The organism is Gottfriedia acidiceleris (assembly GCF_023115465.1).
In the GTDB taxonomy this organism is placed as follows: domain Bacteria; phylum Bacillota; class Bacilli; order Bacillales; family Bacillaceae_G; genus Gottfriedia; species Gottfriedia acidiceleris_B.
This window is the reverse complement of sequence record NZ_CP096034.1, coordinates 2,133,203-2,156,161: the sequence shown is the minus strand read 5'-3', so window position 1 is coordinate 2,156,161 and position 22,959 is coordinate 2,133,203. Positions and strand designations below refer to the sequence as shown.

17 protein-coding genes and 1 pseudogene are annotated in these 22,959 nt (G+C 31.7%); 2 read left to right on the top strand and 16 right to left on the bottom strand.

Features of this window, described 5'->3' with window-relative positions; translation table 11 throughout:
- The first annotated feature begins 504 nt into the window (after positions 1–504).
- A complete protein-coding gene (locus MY490_RS10475) occupies positions 505–1,152 on the top strand; it encodes a 2OG-Fe(II) oxygenase (protein WP_248269134.1) in 648 nt (215 codons plus the stop codon).
- A 364-nt stretch (positions 1,153–1,516) separates the two neighbouring features.
- On the opposite strand, the gene MY490_RS10470 is transcribed toward MY490_RS10475, so the two are convergent.
- From MY490_RS10470 to ltrA, 12 genes and pseudogenes are all read right to left on the bottom strand, one after another.
- Positions 1,517–2,386 carry a proline iminopeptidase-family hydrolase gene (locus tag MY490_RS10470; RefSeq protein WP_248269133.1) on the bottom strand — a complete coding sequence of 290 codons (870 nt, stop codon included), beginning with the start codon at positions 2,384–2,386 and terminating at the stop codon, positions 1,517–1,519.
- 44 nt (positions 2,387–2,430) lie between these two features.
- Positions 2,431–2,670 carry a hypothetical protein gene (locus MY490_RS10465; protein WP_248269132.1) on the bottom strand — a complete coding sequence of 80 codons (240 nt, stop codon included), beginning with the start codon at positions 2,668–2,670 and terminating at the stop codon, positions 2,431–2,433.
- Positions 2,671–3,324: 654 nt separating this feature from the next.
- Entirely contained in the window at positions 3,325–3,507 is a 183-nt protein-coding gene (locus MY490_RS10460) for a hypothetical protein (protein WP_248269131.1), read from the bottom strand.
- Between the two features lie 384 nt (positions 3,508–3,891).
- Entirely contained in the window at positions 3,892–4,176 is a 285-nt protein-coding gene (locus MY490_RS10455; RefSeq protein WP_248269130.1) for a hypothetical protein, read from the bottom strand.
- Between the two features lie 726 nt (positions 4,177–4,902).
- Positions 4,903–5,100, bottom strand: a complete 198-nt coding sequence (locus MY490_RS10450; RefSeq protein ID WP_248269129.1) for a hypothetical protein — start codon at positions 5,098–5,100, stop codon at positions 4,903–4,905.
- Positions 5,101–5,765: 665 nt separating this feature from the next.
- The gene (locus MY490_RS10445; protein ID WP_248269128.1) at positions 5,766–6,185 is read right to left on the bottom strand and encodes a hypothetical protein; all 420 of its coding nucleotides are present in this window, start codon (positions 6,183–6,185) and stop codon (positions 5,766–5,768) included.
- Positions 6,186–7,128: 943 nt separating this feature from the next.
- Entirely contained in the window at positions 7,129–7,449 is a 321-nt protein-coding gene (locus MY490_RS10440) for an HNH endonuclease signature motif containing protein (protein ID WP_248269127.1), read from the bottom strand.
- A gap of 815 nt (positions 7,450–8,264) precedes the next feature.
- A pseudogene (locus tag MY490_RS22325) lies at positions 8,265–8,357 on the bottom strand (hypothetical protein); the annotation flags it as partial.
- A 382-nt stretch (positions 8,358–8,739) separates the two neighbouring features.
- The gene (locus MY490_RS10435) at positions 8,740–12,858 is read right to left on the bottom strand and encodes a YncE family protein (RefSeq protein ID WP_248269126.1); all 4,119 of its coding nucleotides are present in this window, start codon (positions 12,856–12,858) and stop codon (positions 8,740–8,742) included.
- A gap of 660 nt (positions 12,859–13,518) precedes the next feature.
- Positions 13,519–14,028, bottom strand: a complete 510-nt coding sequence (locus MY490_RS10430) for a DinB family protein (protein WP_248269125.1) — start codon at positions 14,026–14,028, stop codon at positions 13,519–13,521.
- Positions 14,029–14,873: 845 nt separating this feature from the next.
- The gene (locus tag MY490_RS10425; protein ID WP_248269124.1) at positions 14,874–15,059 is read right to left on the bottom strand and encodes a hypothetical protein; all 186 of its coding nucleotides are present in this window, start codon (positions 15,057–15,059) and stop codon (positions 14,874–14,876) included.
- Positions 15,060–15,560: 501 nt separating this feature from the next.
- On the bottom strand, positions 15,561–17,324 hold the full coding sequence (gene ltrA, locus MY490_RS10420; RefSeq protein WP_248269357.1) for a group II intron reverse transcriptase/maturase: 1,764 nt from the start codon (positions 17,322–17,324) through the stop codon (positions 15,561–15,563).
- 957 nt (positions 17,325–18,281) lie between these two features.
- Here ltrA and MY490_RS10415 point away from each other — a divergent pair.
- The gene (locus tag MY490_RS10415) at positions 18,282–19,142 is read left to right on the top strand and encodes an alpha/beta fold hydrolase (RefSeq protein ID WP_248269123.1); all 861 of its coding nucleotides are present in this window, start codon (positions 18,282–18,284) and stop codon (positions 19,140–19,142) included.
- 106 nt (positions 19,143–19,248) lie between these two features.
- On the opposite strand, the gene MY490_RS10410 is transcribed toward MY490_RS10415, so the two are convergent.
- From MY490_RS10410 to MY490_RS10395, 4 genes are all read right to left on the bottom strand, one after another.
- On the bottom strand, positions 19,249–19,848 hold the full coding sequence (locus tag MY490_RS10410; RefSeq protein ID WP_248269122.1) for a response regulator transcription factor: 600 nt from the start codon (positions 19,846–19,848) through the stop codon (positions 19,249–19,251).
- Entirely contained in the window at positions 19,845–20,981 is a 1,137-nt protein-coding gene (locus MY490_RS10405) for a sensor histidine kinase (RefSeq protein ID WP_248269121.1), read from the bottom strand. Before MY490_RS10405 ends, MY490_RS10410 begins: the two co-directional genes overlap by 4 nt.
- A gap of 103 nt (positions 20,982–21,084) precedes the next feature.
- Positions 21,085–22,110 (bottom strand): Delta(5) desaturase DesA, encoded by a 1,026-nt coding sequence (locus MY490_RS10400; RefSeq protein ID WP_248269120.1) that lies wholly within the window; start codon positions 22,108–22,110, stop codon positions 21,085–21,087.
- 270 nt (positions 22,111–22,380) lie between these two features.
- Complete coding sequence (locus MY490_RS10395) at positions 22,381–22,908, bottom strand: hypothetical protein (protein ID WP_248269119.1); 528 nt, start codon at positions 22,906–22,908, stop codon at positions 22,381–22,383.
- Positions 22,909–22,959: the final 51 nt, after the last annotated feature.

Here is a 22,959-nt window from a genome sequence, read left to right as displayed (position 1 = left end):
ACCTACTGCAAATGGAATGCTCTCTAAATTACTAAGTCTAATTTTTTAATTTTTTTGGAAACGCTGAAGCTTGAAAAATTTCATTTGGCGAATAAAACACTTCAGTTATTGTATTCATTTATTTCTCCCTTATAGTGTGTTTAATTAGCTTTTTTCTTGTTTTAGTTAACTCAAACATCCCCCCTTATTTTTAGTTTTCAACAATGATTTTCGACAAAACTCCCGAATACTACAATAATTAATATCTTCTAAAAAATTTTTTCAAAATTTTCTTTAAACATCAGTCTGATAAGCTATGATTTAGGCAGGAGATTGCGAACACAATGAGGAATTTATTCTTAAAACAAATTTTTTGTCTTCGGGTATTGTAGTCTAGATTCAACAATCTAAATTCCAGTTTTTTTCTTTTCTACAAAAATGATTTGCGAAATTTGTTCAAAGCAATGATCTCACCAATTTTTCCTAGGATTTGTATTAATGAAATAGACAAGGAGATGTGAAAAAATGTTAGAAGAAGGAAATTTAAAGGAAACTGAACAAACCATTTTTAATCATACTGGCCCGATTATCCAAACAATTGATCGCGAGATTGAGATTCTTACTCGGAAAGAGGAACCATTAATTGTCTTACTTGATAATGTTTTAAGTGATGAAGAATGCGACGAGTTAATCAACCATGCAAAGTTACGCATGAAACGGTCAAAAATTGGATTAACACATGCGGAAAATGAGATCAGAACAAGTAGTGGTATGTTTTTTGAGGAAAGTGAAACGGAGCTTATTAAACGTATTGAAAATCGCATCGTAACGATCATGAATATTCCAATCGAACATGCAGAACCATTACAAGTTCTTCATTACGAACCTGGACAGCAGTATAAACCACATTTTGATTACTTTTCTAAACATCGGGCAAAAAATAATAGGATAAGTACACTCATTCTCTATTTAAATGATGTAGAAGAAGGTGGCGAAACGATTTTTCCTTCACTTAATTATTCTGTTACCGCTAAAAAAGGCACTGCTTTATACTTTGAATATTTTTATCAGGACGAAGCAATCAATGAACTAACGATTCATGCAGGTAGCCCTGTTATTAGCGGAGAAAAATGGGTTGCGACTCAGTGGATGAGACGACAACGTATTCGCTAGTATAAAAAAAATTAATAGATATTTAATAGAATTTTTTGCATTTTTAGGACTAAATATTTCAGATAATTCTAATAATATTTGGTCCTATTTTATGTATGCTGTATTCATTATTGTTCTTCCGATAGCCATGAACACTCTATGTGGTACTATAAATCACTTTTCTCCCGTTAACTTCCTGATGCCCTTTATGAGGTTCCAAATCTCACTTTTTCCTGTTACAAGTCCTTATGAACACCCTACGAGTTGCTAAAAATCAAATTTTTCCGTTTCACCTACTAAATAAACACATCACAACTACTTACGAAATCCATTCACTATCAAAAAAACGCAAGGTATCGACCTTACGTTTCACAAATCAATTGTTTTATTCAACTTCCTTCAAAAAGCCTTCAACTACTCGTATATACTCTTTTGGCTCTTCTATGTACGGCATATGTGCACTTTGCTCAAATACATGAAATTTTGCATTAGGCGTTAGCTCGCTGAAATATTCTGTTGATTTAGGTGTTGCCTCATCGTATCTACCGCAAGTATACATCGTAGGGATTTGGATGTCCTTTAATTTTGAAGTGCAGTCAAAATCCATTAAGTTTCCAGTTACATGAAACTCGGAAGGTCCCCACATAATATTGTATACTTCTGGATTTCTGTATTGTTTTCCTTGTTTTAGGAATTTTGGATATGGATCTAATCTGCAAACAAAATATTTGTTAAATACTGCGTTGGCATTTTTGTATTCCTCTGAATCTGTTGTTCCATTTTCCTCGCACTTTATTAATGTTTCTTGTACATCGAGCGGGAGTAGTTTTCGATTTTGATCCTGATCCTCAGCCCATAATGGAGCGCTTAAACAAGGGCTTGAGAAGATTATACTTTTAACTCCATCTGGTCTCGATAAATAATATGCTGCAGCAAGTGTTGTTCCCCATGAATGACCGAGTATATGAAACTTATCAAGCGAAAGCGCTTCTCGGATTTGAGCTAATTCTTCAACGAATCTATCAATATTCCATAAAGAAGTATCTTTTGGACGGTCAGACTTACCACAGCCTAACTGATCATAAAAAATTACTGGGCGATCTTCTGCTAATACGTGGAGACCTTGCATGGAATAATGCGACGATCCAGGTCCTCCATGTAAAACAACAACAGGAATTTTAGATGAATTTTTATTATGAAACTGATACCACACCTTACCTCCTGTTACTTCAATAAAACCTTCAATCACATTCATTTACTTCTCTCCTTTTCATTCAAAACAGTATATTTATACCCATCTCAAACATTGGTTCTTTTGATGATCAAAGCAAGTGCTAATGGAATCAATGGAAGAAATACAAATAACCTAAACCAACTCTCTGCGCCACCAAAATATAGGGTTGGTACTATTAATGCAATTCCGCTTACTATTAATGTTTTCCAGGATTTTTTCCATAGTCCCAAAACTAAAAGAATGAATCCGGAACTAATTAACAACCAAAAGATTAAACCTACCCAATAGAATCCAGCATGTTCCATTAAATCACTCCATAGTCAGTTTTAAGACCATTCCAATAAAAATAAACGATAGGTATTATTTCATATGTATGCTTGGATAATTTCTATATTTATCTGAATTTTACCACATTTTTATTTTAAATAGAAAAACATTATGTATTTACGTTAATCCTTACACAGTTTCATACCATAAATGTAATAAAGTGATTAAAACAGTTATTTTTACTTAGGCTACCCTGAAAATTAACCATAAAAAAGGCAACACAAAAGTAGGGGAATCAGTAAGAGGATCTAAAAACTATCTTGGTGCACTGTATAGGCGTACAACTGGACGAAAAGGACAGAAAAAGGAAGCAATCGTAGTTGCGCACGCAATGTTAAGAATTGCATATTACCTTTTAACTCGAAAAGAAATGTACGTTGATTTAGGCGAAGATTACTTTGATAAGCAAAGACAAGAATCTATTTTCCGCCATTCTGTACGAAGACTAGAAAACTTAGGTTACACAGTGAATATAACAGAAGCCTCAGCCTCCTAGTCTATTAGATCAGTCCATAAATCACCGAATAATGAGTAGCTACACTTTAAAAAAAAACGAATTAGCTGCTTCTATTTAGTGTTACCTTTTTACTGATTTTTCAGAAGTTTAATTTCATGGTAGTTGCATAAGATTTTTACCATTTCCATTCTTTAAAATATTGCCATCCTTCATCAGTTGAAGCAAAAATAGATTTACATTGTTTGCATCTAAGAATTACACCAGAAGGATATTTGGGATTATCTATAACTAACTTCGTAGTGCACTTTTTGTACCCACATTTTGGACATTCTTGAAGCATATCTTTTGTAACTTTCATTTGATTCTCCTAAATTTAGCTTTATTGATAAATTGTTCAACTAAGGCATCAGTTAGTTGAATAACGATTATTCTAATTCAATCTTTTTAAATACTCTCCAAAATTCTCCATTAGTCAATAATTGAGTGACCACTTTTGTTATTGTTTTACGACTTATTTCTTTAATCAATAACATATCAGGTGCCCAAAAATATTTACCATTAAGACATTCACCGGTAGCTTCGTTCTTATTTTTTAGGCTTAATATATTCTTATTTGTAAAAAATGTCATAATCGCTTGACCATTCTTCAGCCTCGATCCAAATCTCTTTCATGGTACACCTCAAAATTGTGTATTTGTTATGTAACTAAAGCATGCGTTAGTTACTTAAGTAATGTGTGTTTTTATGCAAATCCAGCACTATGAGCAAAATATAAAAATCCATGCTTGCTAACTTTAAAGTGTCCAAAATACATCGGTGCCGATTCTTTTGGTAATTTTGTTAAATCATAATATCCACTATCTTCTGTAATATCTGTTTTAATCGCTATTATTGGATGACCATCCATAAAAACCTGTGTTCTAATAGCAACAGATGGAGATAAATGTAAAAATAAGAACATTATGATTGGAAGCAATATAACAGGGCTAATTATAAGAGCAATCTCTCTCCATTTTGTTTGTTCCATATTGTCACCTCGTTCACTTTTACTTTAGAAAATTATACCTTTATGACAGGGATTTGTATCTTGGACGAATTTCTCATTTTTTCAATGAAATGAATTCTTCTTATTCAAGTAATCTGCCATTTACTTGAATAAAAAAAACGATCCTTCGATATCGAAGAATCGCATGCGCTAGTTTATTAAGTTAAAGTTGTCATTTATAAAATAAAACAATAAATAAAGTAAAATAACAGCAAGTATTACTTTGAAAATCATTTTTATAATGGGTTTCACAAAGATTTTCATTAAAAAGAAAAAAAATATAACTACCAATATACTATCTTTTAAAAAATCAGTAATGGTATAAGTTAAAAAATTTAAAAATGTAGTTAAGCTCATCTTGAAAATTCTCCCTTTTGCAACTTTTTTAATATAACATTAATAGTAATTATACTGGATATTCCACTACTGTAATTTGGGGGAATTTCGCCTTTTTTCATTAGAATTTCAAATTATCCTTATTGCACTAAACTGCCATTATGTTGAATAAGGAATTAAAGATTTTTAATCAGAAGATCAAACGTAATTCAGGAATTTCTCCACTTATTATTCAATGTAGTCAAGTCAAAATCCTTCATTATTCAATAACTGAGGCTACTATCTTTTCGTATGAAATTCTCTAAAATTAAAAAGATCTGGAAACCCAGATCCCCTTTGATTTATAGCGTATTTTTTCGAACTTCGACACACTTATTTCAGTTGTTCTCTTGCATCTTGTAAAATTAATTTTGCGTTTTCAATTAAATCTTGTTTCGTTTCTAATTTGTCGGCTTGATAAGCATTTACTAAGATATCTTCAACGATTTGAAGGACTTTATCTACTCTGCCAACTGCTTCTTTCACAACATCGAACGAATCAAAAATACTTGTTCCATCCTTAATTTCCATTCTTATATCACCCCTTATTTGTGTCACTCTTTTTGTCAAATCTTCATCAAGTTGCATTCGTGCTGTGCCACTTTCCATTTAAATCTTTCATCTGTTTCCACCTTTCGAACCATTTTTAATTTTCCTACAACTAAATGTTACCAGTTCAAATCATTAAATGTAAAAAAAGTTAAAATTCCTTGGTACAAAAAAATGGACTAATGGTTAAACCCATTAGTCCATTTTTCTTTATTTATTTTATTGGTTTTTTTATCACGACGCGCTCATCAATTTCACTTACAAGAAAATCTTCTTTTGTTGGAATACTTTCATTTTCAAAATAGTTCATTATATTCCCAACTCCTTAATAAGTTTTAATGGTCTGAAATTTTTAATCGGTACCCGACTTAGTTGTCATTTAACATCTAATTAAGCCAAAGTATGAAACTTTGTTGTTCAGTATATAACTTTCTTTGTCAGTATGATACTTTGTTGTCTAGTCTGAAACTTTCTTGTACTTTAACAATATAGAGAAATAGAGGATGATCATTATTGATCATCCTCTATTTGTTGTACAACTAAAGCATGCGTTAACCATCCATGAATCCTCAGATTCACAACAGTGAATGGAAGTTTATATCGCACTTCCATAGTAGTTGAATAAGAAGTATCATAGTCATCGAAAATTAATTCCTTTTATATTTTATAATCTCTTTTACTAATTTTGCCTCTTGATTATCCAAGCTTATATAATTGAATTTATTCAATATATTCTTCTTGATTATGGCACCATTATTCGTAAACCAAATTAAAAAGCTATACGATTTTTCATTCGCAGGAACTTTTAACGATAATTGAATATCGTAATCTTGTAAATCACCTTTTGGTTTATTAATTGTTTTACCGTTCAATAAAATCTCTTCTAATTTATCTATCTTGGACTGAATTTCCACATTCACTCGTTTAAAATCTGTACTACTTTTACTGTTATAACCTACCCAAACTTCACTAGATGACTTAGTTTTATGCATTTTAACATATTGAAATCCACCTAAAAATAAGGTGAGAATTGATATAATACTAATTACTAGATATCTTTTTTTCATAACTAATTACCCCCGATTTAAATAAAATTTGAGTTTGTATACCATATTTTACCACAATAGTTAGGGTGAGTTTTAAAAATATTCCTATACTACCATAAAAAAAAAGCTACCGAAGCAGCCTTAAGGTTGTTTTACTAATGCATGCGTTAGTTTAAGTACATTTTTTCACAAACAATCAAGTTATTAAGGTCAGTATACCGACCTTATGTAAACATAAGATATAAAAATCCACATTAGAATATTCATTATAATTGTCAATGTTTTTCTTGTTCCTTCTTTTTTACTAGCAATAATAATTCCAAATATAATATACAAACAAAAAACCACATATAATAAAGAGTTAATAGTTGGTGTATTATAAAGTCCTGTATTAAAAAAAAATATTTTAAATACAAGTATTACACTTATTGTCCAATTTAAAATTGAATAACCTTTTTGCAAAAACTGGCTCATAATTTTTCTCACCTTTTTTAGACAACTTAACCCTTTATAATATAATTTTTAATGATTTTAAATCCGGTAACAACTATGCAACCGAGAATTGCAGTAATTAAACTATCTCTAGTTATAGCAAGAGAAATCTTAAGAAAAGTGCCTTCATCTTTATAATGCTTATCGGCTAAATTACGATACGTATTAAGACTAACAAAAACAATAAACAGTGAAAGAAAAGTATTCAGAATTATTGTGCTCACACCTTTTTAATTATAACTTTAGATAATTATACCTATATAACAGGTATTTGTAACTTGGGGGATTTTTGCATTTTTTTACATAGAATTTCAGATAATCCTTATGCATACAGATAGGTAAGGGTTTGAAGTTATCGCTCCCTTTTCCCCCTGTTCACACCGTACGTGCGACTTTCACCGCATACGGCGTTCCAACTATTCCAATTTATTCTTTTCTATGTATTAAGCAGACGAGTGCTTTTCTTCCAATTTTAGATTGTTTGATTCTGACATTTTAGTCGTAATGAATTTACTTTTTCCATTTGCTTTTGAGTAAGGTTTAAGGATTTCAAAAGAGCTTCTATTTTATCTTTATCTTTTAGATGAAGCAGTTTATGTATAGCTTTATCTACAATAATAAGATTTGAATAGCTATCATCATTTGAAATATGATAAGGGTTAATGTGATGGCAATGCCATTCATTAATCCCTAAATCCACTCCTAATATGGCACATTTGCCATATTGGGCAATAAATTTACTGATTCGATTGTCATTGTATTCAATTGATCTATTTGGAATGTAGTTTCTCATGATGTAAGTAAGTATATTTCTATCGATAGCTTTTAAGCTATTATGTATTTTCGCTCTACCTTCGGCAGTGAAGTTACATATCGTTTGTGTAAAACAGTGTGGTAATTTCCACCGTTGGGCATGAATAGGGACAAATCATTTGCTGTATCTTAAATAATTTACTTTCATAACCTTTGTACCTTTTCTGTAAGGTCTTAGTCATATCATGAAAACTTGCCTCTGTTCTAATATTCTTTAGTTGATTGTATAACGTTTTGCGTAGATGATAGTTTAACTTATTTAGATTAATAGTAATTTGAGAGGCAACAGTATAATAGTTTTGGATTCACTTCGGATTGCCCTTATAGATTAGAACCCTGCCTGTTCGGTAAGTTGGAGACCTCACGGGGTCATCGCATTTTCCTTCAATACATACCCTGCACCATCACGTTATAAGCCACATTTTCTCGCTCTGACTTCTAAAGAAAATGCCGTTTTAGTGGGTTTCCTCACTTTTCGCAGAGTCACCAACTTATCCCGCCGCCGTGCTTCACACTTCTTGCATTTGGGTCTATCTTTTCGTCTACGGGTCTCTCGATTTACCGCATCTCCTTCAGACAATACCTCGCGATAATGCCCTAGATTAGACTTATCGAGCTAGGTCAGTCTCCTCGAGGATGGATTTTCACCATCTGGAATTCATCATTTTATCCTTCATCCAGTCGTTACACCGAAGTGTCGTCTCTGTCTAAATAAAATAATTGAAGGGCGCTGACTAGGTCAGCACCCTATGCGACTGCCCGTCGCACAAAAAGACTAGGAATTTCCTAATCTTTTTATAACTTAATATATTTACTTGAGCTTTCGTTTGGTCTAACGTGTATATAACGCCCTGTGGTACTTACATTTGAATGTCCCAATGTATTTTGTACTAAATGAAATGGTGCTCCTGCCTCTAAACTGTGTGGATGGAAGTCTACTCTGACTCAATTAAAGAAAAGGTGTCTAATTGACACCCTTTTTTGATTACATTTGTGTTTTATAAAGTTTTCTAGTGGATTTACCAAATAAAAAAGGTACTCTTAGTGAATTCCATAAATTTTTCCGAACAAATAATATCCTATTTTGGAAAGTCATAATGGAGGTACGAAGAAAATTAAAATAAAACGTCGCATTTCGGGAAAATAGGTTATCTACACAGATTATGCAATAAATAAAGACCATCAAATTATAGATAGTCTTCATTTATTTTAAATATCGACCTATTTTAACTGAGCCCATTAATTAAAACCAGATGGACTCTTTTTTTCCTTATTTATTTACAGCAGCATAATTACTCTTTATCTGACTTGGTACTGTGTAGTATTTTACAGTTTTGTCTTTCTTCACATAGTAACCATTACCCAACTTATATCCATATTTATCATTACCGTAAACAGCAAATTCAGATCCTTTTGGAGCAGACTTTACGTAGATTAGTTTGCCTGACTTTAGTTTATAAACTTTTGAAGTACTGACTGCCACTACTTTACCAACGATCCCAGATTTGTATTCAACTTTTCCCCAATAAATTTTGGGTTGAAGCTGTAATTTATATGATATTTCATCAGATTTTCCATTTAAATACTTAACTTTAATAAAATAGGTACCTTTTACAAGATTCAGATTTCCTATTGAAATCATTGGACTTTTTCCTGTTTTTGTATTAAACGTTTTAATTAGTCTATTATTATTATTTACTACCTCAACCTTAAATGAAGTAGATGTAGCTTGCGATAACGAGAAAGAAACGTTTGCATTTGCAGGTACATTTACTTTAAATGTATCAATATCATTTTTCCATGAAATAAAGCCATTATAAGTTCGCTTAAGAAGAACAGTTGTTGCAGAACCTGTTGTTTCATTATGTTCTAGTTCAGTGAATGGATCTGCCTTAAAATTAACTTGAGTTTCGTAATATTCATTTGAATACGTGTCATCATCCTGACTTACTACTAAATAATAAGTACCTGCTCTCACACCTACCGTAAACAAATTTTTAGTTTCATCCGTATCTTTTGGATCAAGTTTCCATCCATCAACTTGCTCGCCTTTAGTATTTATAAGTATATAGTATAAAGTTACATTTGGTGAGTAGCTCCCTCGAACAGTTAATTTTCCATTTTCTTTAGTTACAATTTTATAATAATCTTCTGTGTCAAAATCAGAAAAACCAATATATTCTTTTCCAATAGTTATTGGGTTAGCCGTTTTCAGTGTATTATTTGCTTCTTTTTCTACAAAATTACTTTTAAGGTAAAAAACTTTCATTTGATATTTAGCGTTTGTAACAGTACCATTATCAATTGATAGTCTAATATAGTAGGTTCCCGCTGGTAATCCTTGATCTAAAATAGGAATAACTTGATTGCCACGATCCGTTACTAAGCTCTCTAATAACTCACCCTTATTATTAAATAGATCAATCACAATCCCAGCATCTTTTAATTGAGATATGTCAGTTTCAATCATTCCAGGAGCATCCAAAGTAATACGGAAATAATCAACGTCTTTTTCGTTTTCAAATTTCCCATTTCCATTTGCTACATATTGATAAAATTCATCATTAGCGGTAGTAAAATTAAGTGGTGTAGCTGTTTCCTTCGTATTATCATTATCGATGTCATGTGGGATCCCTGAAACAATAGAACCTATATTAGACTTGCTTAATTGCCCACTGTTATTCGAATATTTTTCAACATAGCCTACTGCCTGATTGTAAGTATATAAACTGTTACTATTAGATTCTATTAGATCCACTTTATTTTTAAAATCTCCTAGTTTCGTATTCGATCCTTCGTCATAAACACTAGTCGAAGAAAATAAGAAATTTTGTTTTGCATAGATTAAAATTTCCGAATTATACATTTTATTTGGATCTTCTGAACTGAAAGCAAATCCTGCATAGTACACGTTTATTCCATCAAAAAGAATGTTCCTACTTGGATAAGGAAATCCATAACCATTCTTATAATTTGATGTTCCAATAACTTTATTATCCGTTGTGCTATAGTATATCAAGTGTGAACCACTTGAATACGATTCCCCAATATACAAAATGTGATTATCTGAATTGATTGCTAAAGCAGGTGCATATTGTGCTGTAATTGGCAATTTTTGATCCAAATTTGTTTGTAAATTATAAGCATATATACTACACCATTGATCTTTTTCAGTGTAATAAATCATATTTCCGTCCTTAGCTAACAGAAAGGGGTCAGACATTGTATATAAGGTATTTAAAACCAGCCTACTAGCCATATCGATAACAACAATTTCGTTTAAACCATCTAATGCAACATAAATCTTCCCATTGTCTTTAATAATATCAGTAGGCGGGCTATCAAAGGTCATTACTTTCTCTAGATTTAAAGTCTGCGAGTTAATGAATAATAATGATTTACCATCAGATGAAATTCCATATAATGTATGTGAAGGTTCATCTAATACCCATTTTGTAAGTTTTGATTGAACATGAAGCATACTTGTATTTTGATCGACTTGTGTCCCTAGAGTAATATTTAGATCTTCGGATACTTTTCCAGAAAAAATTGAACTAATGTTAGAACTGCTTATTTGATTTTCATTTACAGTATATTTATTAATTTGACCAGTCGATTGATTGTATATGAATAATGCGTTCTGTGATAATTCCGTAAGATCCGCAATGTAACCATATTGCCCCAATTTCACATGTGAAATTGAATTATAAAAATTTTTGCTAGTGAAAACGAGATCATTTTTTGCACAAATTACATTTTCTGAATTTCCGTAATTTCCATTAATTACATATGGATCACTTAGGCTAAAGGCAAATCCTGCATAGTACACATTTACATCATCAAAAAGAATAATCCTACTTGGATTCCAATAACCATTGGCATAATTTGATGTTCCAATAACTTTATTATCCTTGGTGCTATAGTAAATCAAGTGTGAACCATCTGAACCCGATTCTCCAATATATAAAATGTGATTGTCTGTATTAATTGCTAATGAGGGTTGAAACTGCATTTTCTGTATTTTTTGATCTAGATTGGTTTGTAAATTATAGGCAAAAACGTTTTGATTGCTCTCCGCATAATAAATTGTATCTCCGTCCTTAGCGATCTTATAAGGGTCGCTGATGGTATATAACGTGTCTACTTTTGTCCTACTGGCCATATCTACAACAGCTATTTGATTTGCATCATCAAGTGCAACATAAAGCTTCCCATTGTCTTTAATAATATCAGTTGGATTGCACGGAAAATTAAATACCTTCTCTAAATTTAATGTCTGTAAATTAATAAATAACAATGATTTATCATTATTTGAAATACCATACAATGTTTGTGACGGCTCATCCAACACCCATTTAGTCAACTTTGATTGAATTTGTAGTTGACTAGTTTTATCGTTTATTTGTTTGCTTAGAGCGGTATCTTGAGGTTGATTCGCTATCCCAGAAATAAGCGAGATAATGTTAGAGCTATTTATTTGATCTGAATCATATTTTTTAATTTGTCCCGAAGCTTGGCTGTAAATAAATATAGAGTTCTGGGATGAGGCTATAAGGTCTGAATCATAACCATATTCTCCTAATTTCACGTGTGAATCTTTATTGTAAATACTCGTTCTAGTGAATACGAGATTATTGTTTACATAGATTACTTTGTCATTATTACCAAAGTTACCATTAAAACGATTGGGATCATTTGGACTAAAGTCACGTCCTGCGTAATACACATTTACCCCATCAAAAAGAATAATTCTACTTGGAAAAGGAAATCCATAACCATTCTTATAATTTGATGTTCCAATAACTTTATTATCCGTTGTGCTATAGTATATCAAGTGTGAACCAGTTGAACCCGATTCTCCAATATACAAAATGTGATTATCTGAATTGATTACTAAAGCAGGTTCAGATAGCGTTTTAATTGGCAATTTTTGATCCAAATTTGTTTTTAAATTATAAGCGTATATATTACACCATTGATCGTTCTCCGCATAGTAAATCATATCTCCATCTTTTACAATCTGAAATGGATCAGATGTTGTATTCAATGTCTGAGTTATGACTTCCTTCGTTATATCCACAACAATTATTTGTTTTAAACTATCTATTGCAACATATAAATTGCCATCACTTTTTATGATGTCTGTAGGAGCCCCTTCTAGGGTCAAGGTTTTATCAATAGTCAATGATGAAGAGTTGATAAAAAATAATTTCTTATCTGTCGATGATATGGAGTAGAGTGTATTTGAAGGGTCATCTAGAATCCACTTTGTTAGACTTGAGCCTATAGATAATTGATTTACGTTTGTTGCAGCAGTTACTTGAGTAGGCGGAAAATATGTCAAAAAAATAGAAAAAATTAATAAGACTATCCTTAATTTCCTCAGCACTATTACTCCTCCATCATTATGATTTATTTTGTTTATAATTTAATATTAAATATTTATTTCCCCCTAAGTTTTACTTCCTCAAATTCCATATCCCCCCTATTAACCAGTTGAACCAATCCATAAATCCTCCTGTTTTCAATGGTTATTCTTCTCTTTGTATTAATAATATTAATTAATTATACAGCTTATATCGACTTCTGTAATTTGGGAGAATTCGCCTTTTTTCCATAGAATGTAAAATTATTCTTATGCAAACATTTGTATTTAAACAAAAATAATTAAAATCATTATTTCTTAACAAAAGGACCAAGTGAGAGGTCCTTTTATTTCGTAAAATACTCTTAATTTATTATTTACCTTAACAGCAGTTATCGAATAAGAAAAAGAACTACTAAATAACACAATCTATGCAACTAACGCATGCTTTAGTTGAAGATCACGAGTTGCTTGCAGCTCGTTTTTTTATTGCAGTAAATGGCAGAATAGTTGAACAAGAACCACTTCAATTTCGCTTGAAATTTTATGTAAATGTAGTCTACATATATACCGTTATCGGCTAGCAGCAAAAGAAGGACCTTCTAAAAAGATCCTTCTTTTGCTGCTTCTTCATCTAACACACCCTAAATGTGAAATTAGTTTTTTTCATTAATTGAAAGAGACTTATAAGTATTTATCACTAATCACTTTCATATGATGTAACTCGTGCCCGGCAATGCCATATGCAATGGTACCTAACGAAACTGGTCTGTTCATTACAGTTCCATTTCGAACCCACGCTGCATCATCAATGGTTGAAATAAGGCTTAACGTGTTGGTGCGTACCGTGTCTAAGCCAGCTAGTAGCTGCTCCCAGGATAATTTGTTGAAGTTTGCTGCAGAAACGTATTGATTTTGATCCATTGCTGGGAGTGGTTCACTTTCATTTCGTGCAATGGCAAGTATTCGATACGTCATCACACGTTCCGAATCGGTCAGATGCCCAATCACTTCTTTTAAAGTCCATTTCCCTGGTTCGTACGCCTTCCTTGCTGACTCCTCTGAAACGCTGCTTAATAGGGTAATGGTATTAGTTCTTTGTTTACTAAGTATTTCTATAATATCTCCATCTGGCACAAGACTAACATACCTGTAATGCTCTGGATTTTCAATCGATAATGGTCGTGGACGCACAAGAATCCTCCTCATCGGAATAGTTAATTGCTTCTAGGCAAATATTCGACTGTCAAGAAGATATTTCCTTTATTTTTGATTTTTAATTTCATTACTGCAAAATAATTGCAAATTATAACAACTTTTTTGATAAATATACTAAAGTATGCGTTAGTTACATTATATATTGACTAAAAGCTTAATTTTTACTTCCTTTTGACCTTATTTCTTTTTTTCTTTAGATTCTTTTTTGATTTTCGCTTTGGCTTTATCCAGAATAAAAACCGATCATAGTATTTTTTTTGAAGGATGAGTATCCAAATAAATTCAAATAGTTGCCAAAGTACGATCGAAACAAGAGAGGCAAGACTAATGTATAACAACCAAAGTAAACATTTTTCAAATGAAATACCAATCATTACAAGCAATCCTATAATCAAAACAACCAATAATAAGATTATCAATTTGTACCTCATATTGATCTCCCCTATATAATTTAACTCTACTTAATTATCCTAACTATTACTCCGTATAACCTCTTCTTATTCAACTAATCTGCCATTTACTTGAATAAGAAAAAAGCTACCGAAGCAGCTTTGGCTTGTTCAACTATTGCTTGCGTTAGCCATCCATGAATCCTAAGATTCACAACAGTGAATGGAAGTTTATATCGTACTCCCATGGTAGTTGAATAAGGAAAATGTTTATTATTGATATTTAAATGGAAGCTTTCTTATTAAATCATGGAATTTATTTTCCCAATGTAAAAAATCAAAAATAGGTAAATTACCCCAAAATTTCAGCCCTGACATTTCGAATGAAACTGATATAAAAAATTTATCTCCTTTTTCCTCATTACCAAACCTTCAAGGAAATGTGGTTGGATTACCCATATATGATGGTAACTGTTCATAAATCTTACTTAACTTCTCATAAGATTCTTTATCAAATTTATATTCATCAACCATATAGACTCTTTCAAATTCTAATATATCGTTATTTAATATGTATTTATTATTATAAAAATGCTCATCCTCTTTAATCTTTTTCATAAAATACCTTCTCCTGCATATTACTGAATGATTTGTTATTGAACTAATGCTTACCTTTAGTTTTCAATAGGTAAATAACTGATAGCTTCCGTAAAAACAACCTATAACACCAAATAGTAATAACAAGATTTTTGTAACCCAATAGGGCAAATCATCGACAGCCCACAAAAGGGGGAACAATAATTTAAAGCTTAAAAATCTTTCTTCCTTATGCATTTTTTTGTTATAAAAGACTCCCTAAGCTAAAAAAAGCTAACCTATAAAGTCCTATAATAATTCCCAATTGCAAATCGTATCCAACTTTCTCTATAAGATTTTGATATATATATTCTATAATGGGTAGAAGTAATCCTTTTAATACAGATAGGTAAGGGTTTGAAGTTATCGCTCCCTTTTCCCCCTGTTCACACCGTACGTGCAACTTTCACCGCATACGGCGTTCCAACTAATCCAATTTATTCTTTTCTATGTATTAAGCAGACGAGTGCTTTTCTTCCAATTTTAGATTGTTTGATTCTGACATTTTAGTCGTAACGAATTTACTTTTTCCATTTGCTTACGAGTAAGTTTAAAGGATTTCAAAAGAGTTTCTGTTTTATCCTCATCCTTTAGATGAAGCAGTTTATGTATAAATTTATCTACAATAATAAGATTTGAATAGCTATCATCCTTTGAAAGATGATAAGGATTAATGTGATGACAATGCCATTCATTTATCCCTAAATCCACTCCCAATATGGCACATTTGCCATATTGGGCAATAAATTTACTGATTCGATTGTCATTGTATTCAATTGATCGATTTGGAATGTAGTTTCTCATGATGTAAGTAAGTATATTTCTATCGATAGCTTTTAAGTTATTATGTATTTTCGCTCTACCTTCGGCAGTGAAGTTACATATCGTTTGTGTAAAACAGTGTGGTAATTTCCACCGTTGGGCATGGATAGGGACAAATACCATTTGCTGTATCTTATATAATTTACTTTCATAACCTTTGTACCTTTTCTGTAAGGTCTTAGTCATATCATGAAAACTTGCCTCTGTTCTAATATTCTTTAGTTGATTGTATAACGTTTTGCGTAGATGATAGTTTAACTTATTTAGATTAATAGTAATTTGAGAGGCAACAGAATAATAGTTTTGGATTCCCATTACCACTGTATTAAAATTCCAAACAGTCTGATTGCCAGGTTTTTTCTTAACCAATTTTATAGCTTCCTTTATCTTTTGGAAGGCGTTTTCTTTTGCCTTCTTCGACATATCGGACCTTGCTACATACGTTTTTCCTTTTCTTATGGCTTTTACTGAAAAGCCAAGAAACTCGGAAGAGTTCTTCTTTAAGTTGATAATTTTAGATTTCTCTTCACTGGTTTCCAGATGTAGTCTGTTTTTTAGGAAGTCTTTCAATGCATAATTCATTTTTATTGCCTGTGACCTTGTCCTACACATTATCTTAAAATCGTCCGCGTAGCGAACGATAAAGCACTCTTTCAAAGCTGTTTTCTTTAAAGACTTATACTTGCTGCCATTGCTCAAATAAGTATGATTACTTTTAAACGTTTCCCATTGTTCACTAATCCACCAATCCAACTCATTTAATACAATGTTGGAAAGTAGGGGAGATAATATTCCTCCTTGTGGAGTGCCTCTTGTAGGAATACCTACACCTTCAATCTCTGCTTTTAACAGTTTAGATATAATAGAAAGAAGTGGTTTATCCCTTATACCTAGCGACCACATTTGTTTTAGTAATTTACTATGATTAACGTTATCGAAGAATCCTTTTATATCTACATCTATACAATGGTAGAGTCCAACTCGATTTATTAGAAACTCGAATCTAGCTTTGGCATGGTGTGTGCTACGATTCGGTCTGAATCCATAGCTATGTTTATGGAATTTTGCTTCACATATTGGCTCTAAAATTTGAAGTATACATTGTTGAAAGATTCTATCCCAAATTGTTGGAATCCCCAATGGTCTGTTTTTTCCTTTTCCTTTCGGAATAAAAACACGCCTTACTGTTCGAGGCTCGTAACACATGAACATTGTTTGAACCTTTTCTATTACTTCTGTAACTGACAGATGTATAATATTATCTATCGTTAATTTATCTGTTCCCGCAGTTTTGCTTCCTGTATTTCTTTTAATGTTTCGGTAAGCAAGTCGAATATTATCTTCAGAACACATTAATTCTGTTAAATCATAGAAGTGATGACCACTGACACTTTGGGCATAAAGTATGTCAAAACAAGTTTGCATACTGTAATATTCACTGTGTCTCAGTTTCTCCCGTTTCAATAAGTCGGTTTCTCCTTTCGAAGTTAAACCTCTTTTAGTCTCACAAGAACCTTATTAATCGATAAAGAACTGCCTTACATGGTTGAATAAATCTTTATTAGTCTAGTGGCTATCCCTCCATGTGGATTAGACATTTCATAGGTACTGTGCCACCACTTTCACTGATATAAAGACAAGTTATACAGTAACTAGTATCATTAATGCTTTCCTTGCCAACGCTTCATTGGGAGTAAGCCCTCTACGTTACCAGCTTACAATGTTGAATTATATTTATTATAGAATGAACTTAGGTGCTTCCTTTAAGCCTGTTAGCATTCATACGCCTGTAACGTATCATGGATTTTCATATTAGTTAGTCTTACTCATCCACATCTAACCTCACAATTTGGTGATATACACATTTCTATGTATTGCAGTTATAGACCCGTACATTCAGAAGTTTGTCAGCTTAACCTTTTATTTTAGGTTTATTCGCATTCTCACCATATTCATTCAACTCAAGCATCATGAATTACACCACTCCATCGAGTAGGATTTCGTCAGCCGAACTGGTACGGTAATTTCTTACGCCTTTTCGCCGAGCTTATAACACGATCATTCTTACTAAATCAAATGCTATTCGACTAAGAGAGAACCCTTCAAGGCGTTACCCAATCATTTGATTCTTCGATATAATCCTTCAATTCCGAAAGGAACTGTCTAGCCTTTACCAGAGTAATGTGACCATTCTCCATTTAAGCTAGAAACATTTCGCACAACTAAACTGCCATTAAGTTCAATAAGAAAATCAACAATCTTTTATAACAGAGTCTTTACTTAAACAACTTTATTCAAAGAAATTGCGAATAGTCATGAACTATTATGAGATGAAATAATATAGGAAAGTAAGATATTTAAAAGCCAATGGGGGCGATTAAATTGGCATTTGTAGAACTTGATTCACATACAAAGCTCTATTATGAAGATCACGGGGAAGGTCAAACAGTTGTTTTTGTTCATGGAGTTATGATGAGTAGTAAGTTTTTTCATAAACAAGTACCGTATTTTAGTAAAAATTATCGCGTCATTACTTTAGATTTACGAGCACATGGAAAGTCCTCAAAAGTTCAATTTGGGCATACAGTAGCACAGTACGCACGTGATTTAAAATGCTTTATAGATAAACTAGATTTAAAGGATGTCATTTTAGTAGGTTGGTCAATGGGAGCTTTTGTATTGTGGGATTATGTTAATCAATTTGGCAGTAAAAATATTAAGGCGCTAACAGTTGTTGATCAATCTGCATCCGATTATATATGGCCAGATTGGGAGTTTGGAGCGTTTGATTTTACGATATTAAAAAATGTAATGCAGTCTATCCAAGAAGATCAGAACAAATTTAATAGCGATTTTATATATGGTATGTATATGGATCAACCTGATCCAAAAGAACATAAATGGATACTAAAAGAAATGAATAAATTACCTGCAGCGATTGCAAGTACAATAGTATTCAATCAAACTGCTGTAGATTATCGGGATACTCTTTGTAATGTTGATATTCCAACATTAATTTGTTTTGGTAGTCATGGATTTTTCCCAATAGCCGCTGGTGAGTTTATTCAAAAAAAGATAAAAGGTTCAAAATTTGTTCCATTTTATAATAGTAGTCATCTTTTATTTTTGGAAGAAACAGATAAGTTCAATAAGGAGCTTGACGAATTTTTTAAGGAAGTACAAAAATCTAGTAAAGGAAAAACAAAATCTAGAAAAAAAGAAAAAAGAAAAGCAGGAAACTAAATGGTAAACAAGGAATGCAGGTTGGTTGGGATCTTAAGTATTGAAAATTTTGTTTTCAATTCTTGCCCTACCTGCTATTCTTGTTTTTATTTTCCTGCAATAAACTTCACTTAAACCAACCTTTTTCTTTTGATTGTTTTATAGCTTCGATTCTATTTTTAACTTCTAATTTGTCTAAAATCATAGATATATAATTTCTAACTGTTCCTGTTTTTAGACTCAATTCATCTGCAATTTCTTGTGTGTTCTTACCATCGGCTACTAGTTCTAAAACTTCTTTTTCTCGGTCAGTTAACGGATTTTCTTCAGCGTATACATCATCCATAAGTTCTGGAGCATAGATTCTCTTCCCGGAAATAATACTTCTAATTGAACTTGCTAACTCTTCACTTGGACTATCCTTTAATAAATAGCCCTTTACACCCGCTTTTAAAGCTCTTTGAAAATAACCAGATCTAGCAAAAGTTGTTAATATAATCACTTTACAATCTAAAGGTTTTAATTCTTCTGCGGCCTCAAGTCCAGTTTTACCTGGCATTTCAATATCCATTATACAAATGTCAGGTTGTAATTGCTTGACTAGTTTAACTGCTTCTTCTCCATTTGATGCTTTACCAACAACTTCCATATCATCTTCTAGATTAAGTAAAGAACCAAGAGCACCTAATAGCATTCGTTGGTCTTCAGCAATTACGATCCTAATCATACTAGTTCCTCCACTTCAATTTGTTTAACATCGATTGGAACTGTCATAATTAAAGTCATTCCATTTTCACAGTTTACCTCTAATGTTCCATTCACAAATTCGAGTCGTTCCTTCATTCCAATTAACCCATAACCAGTTGTAAACTTATCCGATTTACAACCAACTCCATTATCTATTACAGAAAAAATTATTTCATTTTTCATTTGTCTAATTGATATTTTACATAAAGTAGCATGACTATGTTTTACAACATTTGTTACGGCTTCCTTTAAGCACATACTAACAATATTTTCTGTAAGTAAGGAAACATTTGAAAGTTGAAAGTTTTCGTTACATTCAACTGCAATTTCAGCCGCATGTAGGATTTGCTTAATCCTTATTAGTTCATCTTTAATTCGAATCCCTCTCATTTGAGAAACGATTTTTCGTACTTCATTTAAAGCTGTTCTGGCTGTTTGTTGTACGTCCTTTAATTCATTTTGAGCTAACTCTGGATCCTTTGTAATTAACTTTCTAGCTAAGTCACTTTTTAAACCAATCAGTGAAAGTTTTTGACCTAGTGTATCATGTAAATCACGAGCAATTCTTTGACGTTCTTCTAGTTTTACAAGATCTGAAATACGTTTATTAGCATCTACTAACTTTTCTTCTAATTGCCCTCTTTCATTTCGACTGTAAAGACTAAATGGTAGCAAAATAACGCTAATCCAAGTGATGATAATAAATGGAAGCTGCCTAATTATTAATTCTTCTTGAAGGATAATCGTGATGTTGATTGATATTGTAGTGATTACTAAATGAAGGATATATAAAGTTAAAAATGTGACCCTATTTTTTCTTTTTCCAATCATATATGCTATAAAAAATGCAAAATATACATAACTAAAAAGTATATTCATTGAAGTGGATATGATGATTAAGATGGATGACCATAGAAAAATTGACCATCCTTTTGATCTGTACGCCAATCGATAGATGATAAAAAATGATATTGTTAGTAAAATTCCTATTATGATTCTTAAAGTGGAATGTGCAGAAAGAAAAATAAAATAAAATGGCGAAATCCCTAAAACTGTCCAAATATATGGTGAGATTCCTGTACTTTTTAGGAAAACTAAATATCTTTTAAACATAAATTTACCTCATTATTCAAACATTTTGTGTCATTTATTTATCAATCTTATCATAGTTAAGCAAAGTTAATCTTTATAAAAATAAATTAAATACATCAAAAGTTCAGACAGTGTCTGAACTTTCGCGATTTACTTTATAGATTGATTTTATATCTTTGAATCCTACAAATTGCTTTGTTTCTTCATTCCATAATTTGAATTTTAAAGATGTTAAACTAGTTTTTAGTGTAATCGTCGGTACACTTTGTAATGGAAGCGTATTATTATGAACAGACTCTAAATTATAATTCGGTACTCTTGGACTTAAATGATGAACATGGTGGTATCCAATATTACCTGTAATCCATTGCAATAATTTTGGAAGTTTATAAAACGAACTTCCTTCAACCGCTGCTTTTACATATTCCCAATTCGCATCTTCTTCAAAATAAGTGTCTTCAAATTGATGCTGTACATAGAAAAGCCAAATTCCTAATACTGCCGAGATGAAAAAGATCGGACCTTCTACTATTAAATAATTTTCCCAACCAATTGTAAGGCAAAATAACGCCGAACCCCCAACAATTAATATATTAGTTAAATAGGTGTTTAGTCTTTCTTTTAATTTCGCATTTTTCGTATTGAACCGATTTGTAATTAACACGATATAAATTGGTCCTAAACCAAACATGATTAACGGATTACGGTATAGACGATATTGTATTTTTGTCCACAACGATGCTTCAACGTACTCTTCAACAGTTAAAACCCACATATCTCCAATCCCGCGTTTATCTAAGTTACCACTTGTTGCATGGTGGATTGAATGACTATGCTTCCACTGGCTGAATGGAAATAAAGTAACAACGCCTGTAATTGTGCCAAGAACTTTATTTGCTGTTTTATTCTTAAAAAATGATTGATGACAACAATCATGGAAGATGATAAATATCCTTATTAAGAATAGTGCAGCAACAATATCAATAAAGATCGTTAATACTACTGAAATAGAAATACTTTTATAGGCAAAATACCACAAAAATATAAATGGAATAAAAGTATTAATCATTTGCCAAATACTAGCTTTTAAATTTGATTTTTCATAAGGAATAATTTGCTTTCGTAAACTCTTTTGATTTTCTTTTGACATTTAGAAGTTCCTTCCTAATGTTGTAACTTTTATTATTATATTATCCTAATTATATAAGTTATTTTCCCCATTGGTAGTAGCAGGCGTCATATGAAAAAGATGACAAATGTCATATTTAATTAAACGCTTACTTCAATCTTGAAACTAGAAAAACACATTAATTAGAATGTTTAATTTTTTGGTAAATATTATCGTTTTTTCATAAAAAAAAGTAATACTCAAAAAAAGTATTACTTACTCAGTTAGAACACCATAAAATAAAAGATTTTTTTATAGTGTTGCCACTTTTTTATTCTTTTTTATTTTTCCAAAAGGTTTAAAATACGTAATGAATGTCATAAATGCTAAGCAACTTAAGTTAAAAATTCCAGTTATTATAATTGAAAGCCAAGTTGACTCAAATTTATTTTCATTAAGTGCACCAGCCCCTACTACTTCTGCGGTTTTTACTAAATAGGCGAACCAGTCATTAATCAAAAAGATACCAATCAAAATAATTAAGACAGTTAGAACAAGTTTTATAACAACCCAATAATATTTTACTAATCCCCACTGCGTCCAAACTGAAAGTAAAATTCCAGTAGCTAAAGTTGCAAGGGCAGGATATTTTAGTAAATTTTCATCTATTATATGCATACTAGATAATGTATAAATAAGCTGCTCGGAGTTTTGTGCATTTTTCAAATATAATCCTAATATGATTAAACTTAATGTACCTCCAAACCAAGCACATACTGCTAAGACATGTACACTAACTAATATATTTTTTTTCGTTAAATTTATTTTCTTTTTAGCCACTACTCTGTTCCCTCCGTTTTTAAAAACTTCATACTTTTCATCATAGCGGCA